The organism is Clostridium saccharoperbutylacetonicum N1-4(HMT) (assembly GCF_000340885.1).
Lineage (GTDB): Bacteria > Bacillota > Clostridia > Clostridiales > Clostridiaceae > Clostridium > Clostridium saccharoperbutylacetonicum.
In genome coordinates this window covers 6,455,978-6,469,105 of the sequence record NC_020291.1, presented here as the reverse complement: position 1 = coordinate 6,469,105, position 13,128 = coordinate 6,455,978, and the positions used below count along the sequence as shown (strand labels likewise).

At 28.9% G+C, this 13,128-nt stretch carries 8 protein-coding genes; 5 read left to right on the top strand and 3 right to left on the bottom strand.

Annotated elements, in window-relative coordinates:
- Positions 1-5: 5 nt before the first annotated feature.
- Together CSPA_RS28070 and CSPA_RS28065 are read left to right on the top strand one after the other, a co-directional pair.
- A complete protein-coding gene (locus CSPA_RS28070; protein WP_015395806.1) occupies positions 6-1,352 on the top strand; it encodes an MFS transporter in 1,347 nt (448 codons plus the stop codon).
- 302 nt (positions 1,353-1,654) lie between these two features.
- Positions 1,655-3,451 carry an N-acetylmuramoyl-L-alanine amidase family protein gene (locus CSPA_RS28065; RefSeq protein WP_015395805.1) on the top strand — a complete coding sequence of 599 codons (1,797 nt, stop codon included), beginning with the start codon at positions 1,655-1,657 and terminating at the stop codon, positions 3,449-3,451.
- Between the two features lie 166 nt (positions 3,452-3,617).
- On the opposite strand, the gene CSPA_RS28060 is transcribed toward CSPA_RS28065, so the two are convergent.
- Together CSPA_RS28060 and CSPA_RS28055 are read right to left on the bottom strand one after the other, a co-directional pair.
- Positions 3,618-5,444 carry a hypothetical protein gene (locus CSPA_RS28060; RefSeq protein WP_015395804.1) on the bottom strand — a complete coding sequence of 609 codons (1,827 nt, stop codon included), beginning with the start codon at positions 5,442-5,444 and terminating at the stop codon, positions 3,618-3,620.
- A 239-nt stretch (positions 5,445-5,683) separates the two neighbouring features.
- Positions 5,684-7,420, bottom strand: coding sequence for a solute:sodium symporter family transporter (locus tag CSPA_RS28055; protein ID WP_015395803.1), 1,737 nt, complete (start codon positions 7,418-7,420; stop codon positions 5,684-5,686).
- Between the two features lie 274 nt (positions 7,421-7,694).
- Here CSPA_RS28055 and CSPA_RS28050 point away from each other — a divergent pair, with 274 nt between their 5' ends.
- Genes CSPA_RS28050 through CSPA_RS28040 form a run of 3 tightly spaced genes read left to right on the top strand, consistent with a single transcriptional unit; the run spans position 7,695 to position 12,158 of the window.
- A complete protein-coding gene (locus tag CSPA_RS28050) occupies positions 7,695-9,434 on the top strand; it encodes a sensor histidine kinase (protein ID WP_015395802.1) in 1,740 nt (579 codons plus the stop codon).
- Between the two features lie 45 nt (positions 9,435-9,479).
- Positions 9,480-11,105 (top strand): response regulator transcription factor, encoded by a 1,626-nt coding sequence (locus CSPA_RS28045; RefSeq protein ID WP_015395801.1) that lies wholly within the window; start codon positions 9,480-9,482, stop codon positions 11,103-11,105.
- Between the two features lie 57 nt (positions 11,106-11,162).
- On the top strand, positions 11,163-12,158 hold the full coding sequence (locus tag CSPA_RS28040; protein WP_015395800.1) for an arabinose ABC transporter substrate-binding protein: 996 nt from the start codon (positions 11,163-11,165) through the stop codon (positions 12,156-12,158).
- 285 nt (positions 12,159-12,443) lie between these two features.
- On the opposite strand, the gene CSPA_RS28035 is transcribed toward CSPA_RS28040, so the two are convergent.
- Entirely contained in the window at positions 12,444-13,109 is a 666-nt protein-coding gene (locus tag CSPA_RS28035) for a hypothetical protein (RefSeq protein WP_015395799.1), read from the bottom strand.
- Positions 13,110-13,128: the final 19 nt, after the last annotated feature.

Here is a 13,128-nt window from a genome sequence, read left to right as displayed (position 1 = left end):
TATAAATGTCAGATTCAAATGTCAAACTATCTTTAAAAGAAAAACTAAGTTATGGTGTATCTGATTCTGGATATAATATTATTTTTACCGCTATTGCTTCTTTCTTAATGTTTTATTACACAGATGTAATTGGAATAGATGTAGCAACGGTTGGAACACTCTTCTTAATTGTTCGTGTTTTGGATGGTATTTCAGGTCCAGTTATTGGTATATTAATTGATAGAACTAATACAAAATGGGGAAAGTGTAGACCTTGGTTTTTATGGTTTGCTGGACCATATGCTGTAATCGCTATAATGACAGTTGCTGTACCAGAGTTAAATAATATGGGGAAGATAGCATATATGTATTTTACTTATATTGTATTTAATTTTTTAGCTTTAGCTATTGGTTCTCCTATAACGGCAATGTTGCCAAGTTTAACAACTAATTCTGAAGAAAGATTTAAAGCTAACTCTTTTAGAACTATTGCAGGGCAAGTAGCAGTTATAATAGCAGGAGCACTTACATTACCACTAGTAAGTATTTTGGGACAAGGAAATCCTAGAAGAGGATTTATGTTGACTATGGTAGTATTTGCAATAATTTCTTTTGCTCTATTAATGACTACCTTTAAAAATACAAGAGAAAGAGTAGTGTTAGAAAAGGCACAGGAACCACATTTAAAAGAAAGCTTAAAATCATTAGTGCGTAATTTCCCATGTTGGATATTAACTATTATGAATCTAGTTATATTTATTGGAATAGTTGTAAAAATGCAAGCAACTGTTTATTTCTTTAAATATAATATTGGAAATGTAAATATCGCATCGGCAGCAAATGCATTATATTCTGTATCGATGATAGTTGCCATAGCTTTTATTCCTATGCTTGCAAAAAGGATGAAAAATAGAAACATAGCTATATTAGGATTTGTAATAAGTATAATTGGCCAAGGAATTCTATACTTAGCTACTATAAACCAATCTTTAGTATTAACATTTGTAGGTATTGCAGTTGCAGCAGCAGGATTAGGTGGAGGACAAAGTGTTGTTTTTGTAATGTTTGCGGATGTAGTTGATTATGGTGAATGGAAGACTGGTGTCCGTGCACAAGGATTACTTACAACATTTGGAACAATGGGAGTTAATTGTGGTGCAGGAATTGCAGCAGTAGTAATGTCATTAATTTTATCTATTGGAGGTTTTATACCTAATGTTGAACAAACAGCAAGTTCATTGAGTGCAATTTCTTTTTGTTATGTAGGACTACCAATAATTACTTTAGTTATTAGTATTGGATTAATGTTACTTTATAAAATTGATAATATGAAAGATAAGATGCTTGCAGACTTAGCTGAAAGACATAAATAATTGCTGATAATAAAATATGTAGTAAGAATATATTGAAAAATAATTAGTTAAGGCACATTCAAAAAAAATAACAAGTACAGCAAATTGCCTGATGAAAAATAATCATGGAATTCAGACTTGTTATTTTCTTTCATGTGCCTAAATTAAAGCAACTATGAGTGTATTATGTATTTGGTTATTTTTCTATTGTACAGGAAAATATGTTGTTTTTAATGTAAACGTATAAAACATATAAACTTCAGTAGAGAAGAGAAATGTATATATAACTTAACAGATCGTAAAATGTTACAGGGGGAATAAATATGTTAAAAAGAATTACAAAGGTTACAAGTTTATTAGTAGTAGCAGCTTCTATTGTATCAATGGTTCCAGCCATGGCCGTTGATGTTAAAAAAATTTCAGCGGATGAAGCTATAGTATATCAAGGAATATCAATTGGGGATGGTACATTTTATCTTGATGCAGAACTGAATGATAAGGATGAAGCTATTTATCTTTATGCAAATGGAAAATTTGCTAAAGTAGATGGTGCTGAAGCTGGTGATAAAATAAATGGTCTAGTAACATATAATGATAAAAAGTATCTAGAAATGGATGATGGAGATTATTATGTAGATTTAAAGACCGGAGAGATAACACATGAAGATATACTTGGAGACATCGATGATGATGCAGAATTAGCTGTAAGAAAAGCAATTAAAGCTAATAATGATGGAAGATTTGATAAAACATATTATGATGAGGTTGTTAAGGCAGAATATGATCATGGTACTTGCAAAACTATGTTTGGTCCTACAGGTGTGTGGAGAAAATTTTATTATAAGTTAAATATGGCTGATTTATATGGAGATCAGTATTCAGCAGTTTACTCTGATGATAAAGGAAACTATATTGATGCAGATTATAATTTGGGAAAGATTGGTATATATTCAACTGGTGCTGCTATTACTATAAAAAATACAGAAAGTACTTATGAATTAAAAGGAACTGATGGACAAACTTATGAAATAAAAGCAACAATTAGCAATGATACACCTAAGGATGAAGAGTTGGAGTCTATAACTAGAACTGCAGAACTTTCAATTTGGGGAAGAGTAAAAAATTCAGGTGATGATTATGAAAATATAACAGATCAAGTATACTTTGGGTCAAAAAGTAATCACCATAAACAAACTGTTATTAATGGCTCTGGTGATAATAAGAGTGTGACAGTAATACAAAAGATTTCTAAGGCTCAATCTTCAGATGATATAGATGGAATAAAGTATGCTAAAGATGTAAGTACATACTTTATTACTGATGAAGATGGCACAGCGGTACATTTACTTGGACTTTCTGATACTTCTAATACAAATGTTGATGGAAGTGGGTATGGAACAATATCAAGTGGACCACAAGGATATATGTTAAGTTCATATTGCAGTAGTGCTAAATTAAAACAATATGCAGAAACTATAAATTTTAAATCAGAAAATGGTTATTATTATATAGATGTAAGTGATTCTGATTCTGTATCGATTGATTCTCTTGATGAAAGTGTTATAGGATTTGGAGATCTTTTTGATTTGTCAAGTGATGGATATGTTGAGATGTTCAATGGTAAAGACAGTTCATTTGAAAAACTATACAAAGTAGATGGAGGTATGAACAAGATTAGTGTTAGTTTGCCATCTGAAGTGATTGTGTGGAATAAAGATGATGGAATTTATTCAATTATAACTTCAAAGGCTTCAACTTTAGATAAAACAGCGACTACAAATACAAAAACTACTGCGGGTGAAACAGCTTCAACTGTAGTTTCAGGTTGGTCAAAGGAGGCTAATGGAGCTTGGACATATGTTAAAACTGATGGAACCAAAGCTACAGGTTGGTTTCAAGATGGATCTACTTGGTATTACTTAAAAGAGGATGGTATCATGACTACAGGGTGGCAAAATATTAAGGGGAATTGGTACTATCTAAATTCGTCAGGAGCAATGCAAACCGGTTGGATTAATGATAAAGGAATTTGGTACTATTGTAATGAGTTTGGAGTCATGCTTGCTGATACAACAGTTGATGGATATAAAGTAGGAAGTAATGGAACGTGGATTCAATAAAATATGATAGATAATTTTTGTATTATTTACAGAGATTATCTTCAGACACTCTTTCTCATGGCATAAAAATAGCTTTCTATGATATTTAATTTTATTATAGAAAGCTATTTTTTCTATTAAATTTACAGACTTTTTTTACAGGCGCTACATATTTTTTATATTGTAATTACACCCATTTTAAAACTCCACCATCTATACATTGTCCTGTTTGAAGATCTATAACAAATTGTCCTAAAGGAACTGTTAAATGTTCATAATTATAGCCATGATTAGCATATACCCAAGTATATATAAATACATCACTTACCTCTATACAAACACATGTTTTCCCTTGATAATTTACTATTCCATAATTAGTTATTTTAGAGTTGCCTCCCATTGTTACATGAGACGACGCATCACCACCTGGATAATATGCACTACTTGGAATATACTCTAAAGATACTGGCGCTCCATTAATATAAAGTGCATTACGATCTGAATTTGTTGTTACTACATAATCACCACTACTGCATAAATAGTTTGGATCAACTTTAAGGCTAAGAGTATATTTTGTATTAGGATCATATCCGTTTAATGAACGCACTCTAAGATAGCATGTACCACTAGAGAGCAATACGCTTTTTAAATCCCCTTGATTTATAGTTGCAGCAATGACTAAATTCCCAGCACTATTTTTGTTACAAATATCCACTGCATATTTAGTATTAGAATTTGGATTAGTTAAACTTAATTCTAATTTTGTACTTTCAGTTGTTGAATATTCTATCCAGTTCTCATCTAGTGCATTGTCTATAGAGTCTGTTATAGTAGCAGATCCAGATACAGTTTTTCTAGTATTAAAGTTATCATATGGTGTAAATGTAATATTATATGGTGTATTTGCGTCAGCTCCACTTATTGCTTCTACTTTTATTAAGTATGCTCCAGCTGCAAATAACCCATTGAAATTTTGACCTTGAGTTAAAGTACCTAGGGAGTTAAGGTTGTGATCATAAAGAGTCATTTTATATGTTCCATTGCTACTTGCATTTTGAAATGTACCAAATATATTTTTATTTTCTGGTACTGTAAATTGAATCCAATCTACATCAAAGGCATTATCTATAGTTTGACTTATTGTTGTTGGAATACCAGATAAAATTTTTCTTTGAGTTATGCTGTCATCAGGTTCAGATGAATCATACTTATTTGAAGAAATAAGAATTAATTGATATTTGTTGTTTACATCAAAACCACCAGCGGAGTTAACACACATAAAATAATATCCACCGTCACTTATGTAACTTAACTGTTCATTTGATGTTGTAGATTTGCCATTAAGAGCTGAGTATGCAACTTGGCTTATACTTCCATCACTTTCATTGTATTTAAATAAGTATAAATTTAAATCTATAGCAGATTCAGCCTTATATCCAAGAAAGGCTGTTAATTTTTGACCTTTATCAACTTTGGTTAAATACCAGCGTTGTTCTCCTTCTGCTTTAATTTGACCATATGTCATAGTATTTAGACTTGCATATGCTGACTTATCTAAACTAGTATTACCCAAATCAGTTATTCCTGAGTATTCAGTTGTTACTGCTGCTCCAGTAGTAGTTGATTGGTCAATGGTTACTGATGTATCAGTAGTTGTCGATTTTTCAGCTTTTAGTTGATTTTTAGCTAATACTGCATTTTTCTTATTAGATAAATTACTGTCAGTACAGAGTAGATCTATCTGTTTTTCTAGATTTTCGTTGATTTTTAGATTATACTTCTTTTTAGTATCAGTAAGCACATCTTTATCAAAGTTTGTATTTTCAGTTGATTCAGAAGTTATTTGTTTAGTGTTGATTTCAGTGGTTAGGTCAGAATTACCTATAAGAACCACCTGTTCATTTTGATTATCTGTATTTGTTTCTAGTTCAGCTGCTGATGCACAGATTGATCCACTTGTTAATATAAATGTGCTAACTGCAGCAATTAATAATTTTAATGCTATTCTTTTCAAATTTATTATCCCCCTAAAATAAAAATTTGTAATAATGTAAATTACAAGAATATTATACCATCTATATCAATAAAATACAATTTAATACAAATGATATTATATTTAGATTATCTTTCAAATGATAATAAATAAAAAATAGTGAAAAACATACTTTAATATGTTCTCCACTATTTTTTTCAAAGATTCTATTAGTTAAATTTATTTAGACTCTAGATTCTTCAAGAATTGGATATATATTTTTATATCCCTTCATTTACATTATTATAATTTAACTCTTCACAATTATCTTTTTTATGTCCTAAAGAGCCTGTCTTTATAATCTTTACTAATACAAACATTATAACAGCAACTAAAGCTATAGGAATCAAGGTTTTAATACTTATTCCGCCTTCGTTTGCAAAGCCTAATTTTGAGCAAACTATATACATTGATATCATAAAGAATATTACAAACCCACAAGCTTCATAGCAATATTTCCATGGTTTTACATCTACAACGTTATTATCTTTTAATATAAATTCTGAAGCTCTTGGCTTTATTTGACCAATGAATAGCATGATTATGCAGCTTACTACAAATAAGATAGCTAATTGGTAAAGATAATGTATATCTGGTTTTATTACTAATTGAAGTGTTCCATAAGTTAGTACAAAGAATACTATAGATATTTTAGCAGCTATAGCTGGAACTTTCTTAGTAACATAACCAATGAATACTATTGTAAATATAGGAACATTGAAAAATCCATTAACTGTTTGTAGGTATTCAAATAATCCTTGTGGTGCATACATTATAAATGGTGCAATAGTCATAGAAATTATAGCTAAAACAAGTCCAAACAATTTACCTTTTGATATAATTTCTTTATCAGATTTTCCCTTTCCAAATACAGGACTATACACATTTAGTGCAAATAAAGTTGAAGCACTGTTTAAAACTCCATTAAATACGCTTAATACTGAACCAAACATGGCTGCTGCGAAGAAACCAATTAAAGGTTTTGGTAATACATCATTTACTAGTCTTGAATATAATAAATCTGGATTTTCAACACCTGTTCCATAAATATGGAAAGCTATAATTCCAGGTACAATAACTACTAATGGTGTTAATACTTTTAAAAGGCCTGCGAAAATTATTCCTTTTTGTCCTTCTGCTAAGTTTTTTGCTGCCAATGCCCTTTGAATAATGGCTTGATCTGTTCCCCAATAATAAAGGTTAACTAAAATCATTCCTGTGAATATTGTTCCAAAAGGTATTGGGTCATGTGATGTTCCTATGGCATTAAGCTTTTCAGCATTATTAGTTAGCATACTAGATAATCCAGTAGAAAAGCTGCCATGACCAAAGTAAATAAGTCCAAAGATAGGAACCATTAATCCACCAATAGCTAATCCTATACCGTTTAAAGTATCTGATACAGCAACTGCTTTTAATCCACCAAGTATAGCATAAATGAATCCGATTATACCTATAACCCAAACCATTATCCAAATACTAGCTGTATAGCTTATACCAAACATTTCTTGAACGTTAAATATTTGAGCTAACGCAATGGCACCTGAATAAAGAGTTATTGGAAGTAAATTTGAAACATAGCCTAATAAAAATAGTATCGAAACTATTTTCTTAACACCTGAATCAAAACGTTCTTCAAGAAAGTCAGGTACAGTAGTAACCCCTTGTTTTAAGTATCTTGGAAGTAAAAATAAAGCTACAATTACAAGAGTAATACCAGAACCAACTTCCCAACCCATAACGCTCATATTACTACTGTAAGCTTGAGCACTCATTCCAACAAAGTTAGAGGCACTTAAATTTGTAAGTAATAAAGATGCACCGATAACACCACCAGTTAAGCTACGGCCACCTAAGAAGTAAGAATCCTTTGAATTATTTTTCTGTCCTTTTAACTTACGATAAGTAACTGTTGCTACCAGTACAATACAAAATAAAAATGAAATAATAGTTAACATATTTTTTCCTCCTTTTAAAGCACAAACGTTTACTTCATCCATAATATGTTCTAAATATTTTTATGGATATTAAACATTCATATTATTGTAATCTATAGGATGTTATTGTTTTCTGTAATCGTTAATCATATTATATTGAAATCGTTCCATTATAAAAATTCAAATTATTAACTTTTCTTATAAAATATTAACTTAATTAAAAATAAATTTTATGATATAGTTTATTTTTTGAAATACTATACTTCTAGTGCTATAATTTCCTAAGGTGATGATTATGAAGATAAAAAAAATCACAAAAATAAGCAATAGAATAACTATATATTTTTCAATTATAATATTTGGATTGACTTTAGCTGTTACAGCATCTATAAGTTACATTTTCTCTAAGGAGATAACCAAGCAGTATAATAATGTTGCTGCAGAGAAAATAAATGTAATTTCTAAAATACTTAATGAAAATTTAGATTCAATAAGACACGATGCTTACATGGTTGAAAACGATAAAAATATTTATGACTATATGTATAAAGTTAATAAAAATGATTTTGTTGGTTCAGAAGCTAATACTGAATTTTTTAATAGCCTTTCGGAATATTCCAAATGGAGTAATTATATAAGTTCTGTTATACCATTAACAACAGATAAAAAAATAATGGACCCACTATACTCACAAGATCCTTATAGTGAATTAATTTATGGAAATAAGGAATTGGACAACTTTATAGAAAGTGGTTATTCAAGCAAATTCTCAGCTCCTAACACTTTTCCGTTTAATTATGAAAATCCTGATTATGAAAAAAAGACAAATATAACTTACTTTTCTAGGTATTTAGATAAGGAAAATTACTCATTATTAGGGTATCTTATGATTAACATAAAGAAAAAGAATTTATTTACAAACATAGATGACTATTGCAATGGAGTTTTTGATAGCACTTTTATTGTTGATCAAAACGGTAATTTGATCTATAAAATAGGAAATCTTGATTATAATAAAGCAATGTTAGAAAAAGTTAATAATGATACTCTAAAGATTAAGAATGAAAAATATATGGAATTTAATAATGTTATTGAGGCATATCCGGAATGGAGAGTTATTGGACTAATATCGTTAGATTCTTTAAATAAAAACCTTAATGCTATTAAAGTACTAATTTATTGTATTGGTATTTTCAGCATTGCAGTTGTAATTTTTATAAGTCATATTACTTCAAGAAAAATTACTGACCCTATATATGATATTACAAAGGCAATGAATAAATTTGAAAATGGAGAATGGCCAGATAAGTTAGAAGCTAAAACTGAAGATGAACTTAAATATCTTATAATTAGTTTTAATAATATGATTCACAATATGAAAAATTTAGTTGAACAAATTTACAAAGAAGAGGAAGAAAATAAAAAGCTTGAGGTAGAATCTATGAAAACTCAGCTGGATTTATTACAATCCCAAATTAACCCTCACTTTATACATAATACTTTAAATACAATAAATTATTTAGCTATAAAAAATAATCAAGGAGAAATAAGAGAAATTATTCAATCCTTTAATAGTTTGTTAAGGCAAAGTATATCAACAAATAAAAAGCTTATAACTTTAAAAGAAGAACTTACCTGCACACAAAACTACTTAAAAATACAAAAGTATAGGTATGGAGATATTGTTAAATTAGTATGTAATATACCAGAGGAATTGTGTGACTACTTAGTACCAAAACTTATTCTTCAACCACTTGTTGAAAATTCTCTTTATCATGGAATAGTGCCTAAAGGCTATGCTGGTACTATAAGAATAGATATATTGCCTCAAAAAGATTTTATAAGCATAAGAATTATTGATGATGGTGTTGGAATTAGTAATAAGAAAACTGAGCATAAGGGCTTTAATGGGATAAGCCTAGATAACATAAGTGAAAGACTTATATTATATTTTGGGAGTGAATATGCCTTAAAGGTATATAGCAAAATTGGTATAGGAACTTGTATAGAATTCAATATTCCATACATTGATTAAAAATACGAGTTTAGGTGTCATAAGTTTAAAAGGGGAGGTAAGAGCATGTATAAGGTAATGATTGTAGATGATGAAATACCTGCACGAGAAATTTTATCTTACATTATAAATTGGGAAGAAACCGAGTTTAAAATAGTATATAGTGCATCAAATGGTAAGGAAGCATTTGATAACTATTCAGATATAAAACCAGATCTTATTATTGCAGATATACAAATGCCTGTTATGGATGGGTTAGATTTAATAGAAGAAATACAAAAAGTAAATAAGGCACAGAAATTTTTAATATTAAGCTGCTATGAAGATTTTACTTATGCTCAAAGAGCTATGAAAATGGGAGTAACAGATTATTTAATTAAAGATTTAATAACTCCCAATGATTTATATGGAATATTGGCTAAAACCAAAACAGACCTTGAGAATATAAAGTTTAAAAATATTGAAACAAAAAAAGAAAACAAACTTTTAGATTTTTTTAAAAAGAATAAAGATATTGCCTTAAGAAAGCTTATATTTAATAACATAAGTGATGATGATAGTCATGTTCTCATTGAAAACCTTAACCTTAATTTAAAAGGAAAACTTTTTACTTTATTTTTAATTCAAATAGATAATTTTTTTAAATATATGGAAGATGAAGATTTTTATACAAAAACCTTAAATAGTATAATAGAAAATGTTTCTGAAGTTATCGAAGAACTTAACATTGGAGAATGTTTTTATAGTGAAAATGGAGAATTCACAGCTATTGTAAAATTAACTTCAACAATTAGTGAAGCTGATATAATAAATGAATCTTATTATTTAGCGCAGGAAATAAGACGAAGGGTTTCTATTTTGAATAACATAAGCTTAACAATAAGTGTAAGTTCAACTTTTAAAAAACCATTTAGAATAAAGAAATATTTTGACGAGGTACTTAAACTTTCTAAGATGAAAGTGTTTTTGGGCAATGATACTATAATTTTAAATAATACCTTTGTTAAGAATTTAAACTTAGATACTGATACTTTAGCTAAAAGAATTAATGCTATTAATATAGCTATTGAACAAAATAATGTAGAAAACTTAAAGCTTGAATTAACTCATTTATATGATAAGGATATAAGAGGATTTATGCAATTAAATTATTTAAATTATATAAATTCTTCTCTCTTGGAGTTAGTAGTACGAACCTGTAATAGATATTCTATAATTTATGAGGAGATTTTTTCAATTTCATATATACCTATAGAAATCCTATCAACAAAGGAAACTGTTGAAGAAATGAGAGGATGGTTCCTTGAGATATTTACAAAAATAATAAATATTAATTGTAATAATTCTTTTAAAAATAAGTATAGCAAAAAAGTATCTGACTCCATTGAGTACATAAATAGAAATCTGTTTAATCAGTCACTAAATTTAGCTGATATAGCAGAAAACATCAATGTACATAAAGTTTATCTTTGTAGAATATTCAAAGAGGAAACAGGTGAGAATGTAACAAAATATATTTTGAAAGCTAGAATAGAGAAATCTAAAGAAATAATTATATCTACTAATTACAAGCTTTATGAAATATCAGATAAACTTGGATTTAATAGTCCTCAACAATTTAGTATATTGTTTAAAAAAGTTACAGGCATTACCCCAAATCAATTTAGAGACTCATATTTCAAAAATGTATAGAGTGCTTATCACTTTGAATATGATTGCTAAAAATGTGATGAAAGGAATTTATATTACATGAACAAGAGAATACTTTTAGTTGTTATTATAATTTTATGTAGTTTTACTTTTTCTTGTGATACTGTAAGTAATAATCAAAATTCTAAAAAATCTGATTTGGTTATTGCTGTTATTTATAAAACTTTAGATGAAACTTGGTTCCAGGAAGAAAGCGAAGCAGCTAAAAATCAAGCTTTAAAAATGGGTGCTAAAGAAGTAATTACTATAGATGCTAAAATGAATCCAGACGTATATTTATCCGCTTTGGATAACTTGATTACTCAAAAAGTAGATGGGATTTTAATATGTGTTCCTGACCAAAAACTAAGTAAAATAACCATAGAAAGATGTAAAAAAGCAAATATTGCGGTTATTGCTTGTGATGACCCTTTAACTGATGAAAGCAGTAATTATATTGCTCCATTTGTTGGAATAGATTCTAATCAAATTGGACGAGATATGACTAGTCTTATGGTGGATTACTTAGAGAAAAATAATAGGTTAACTAATCCTAATGAGTCTGGACTTCTACTTATGTCAATGGATTCGGTATCTAGCTGTATACCTAGAACTGAGGGTCAATTAGACACCTTTAAAAATAGAATTCCTAATTTTCCAAAGGAAAATATTTTTCAGGCAGAATATAATGGCCAGTCAGAAAAAAGCTTCTATTCAGCAGCTTCTACTATTGCAAATAATAAGAATATTAAAAATTGGTTTGTTATGTCAGCAAACGAAGCTGGAACTATTGGCGCTATAAAGGCACTTCAGCAATCAGGTCTTGCAAAAAATGCTGTAGCTGTAGGTGTTGGTAGCTACGTAGCAAAAGATGAATTCCAAAAGGAAACTTCTCCACTTATAGCTTCTGCATATATAAGTGCTACAGAAGTGGGACAAATTGCAGCACAAGAACTTATGGATAATCTTTTGAATGGGAAAGATATACCTGATAAGTATTTAGTTACAGATAAAATAATAACTAAAGATAATTATAAAAACTTAATTCTTAAATGATTTAAAAAATTACATGGAATACGGTTTATCAATAGGGGATACAGGTTAATATGCAGTTCAATAAAATCTATTTAGCTAAATTTTGGGGGTGGAAAATGGAACCATTTTTAATGGAGAAGTGAGAGGTGTAGGTAAAGTTATAAGTAGGAATACAATTTATTTCCCAGGAAAAATCAAATTTTTCATATTTAGAAAACTAGTCTAAGTTAAGATTAGACTACCTGTAAATAAAAATAATTGAGAATTTCATAACATTCATCTGAAATTCTCAATTATTTTTTCTCATTATGCTTCTATTTTAGATCCACAGAATTCACATTCTCCTACAGTTCCAGTAGCTATACTGTTTTGAGCTCCGCAGCCATTGCAAGTTACTACCTTCATTCTAATATTATTCTCGGTATTATTAAATTGATTATATGAGTTAGCTTCCTTCTTTTTAGGAAATACTATTTGTCTTCTAATTTCATCGATGTAAGCATCTTGAAAAAAGCCATTATCAATCATATTTTGCAAGTACTCTTTTGTATTTTCGTATGATGCTGGAATGAGAGCAGAAATATTATCAATATCCATGATTTCATCATTAAGAATAATTGAAATACATTTTTTGAATTTTTTTGCATTTTCTTTTCTCTTTTTTCCCACTAAAACCAGGCTTATACCAGATAGAAGGTAGAATAATATTGCAACTTTACCTTGTTTAAATCCATCAGAAATACTTACAATAAATGTCACAAATGCGCCAAATAAAAGTATACATCCGATTATAGTAACAGCTTTTCCAGGCTGTAAGGAGTTTTTTTCATAAGTAGTATATCTCTTCCACATTAGAAATATACCAATTGGGAAAAAAGCTAAAAAAGTAAATATAATAAAAGGTAATGATAACCACCACTTAGGGTTAGGATTTTTCACTGAAACTTCAATATTATTAAAATTATAATTCATTAAGACCCCTTCCTTTACG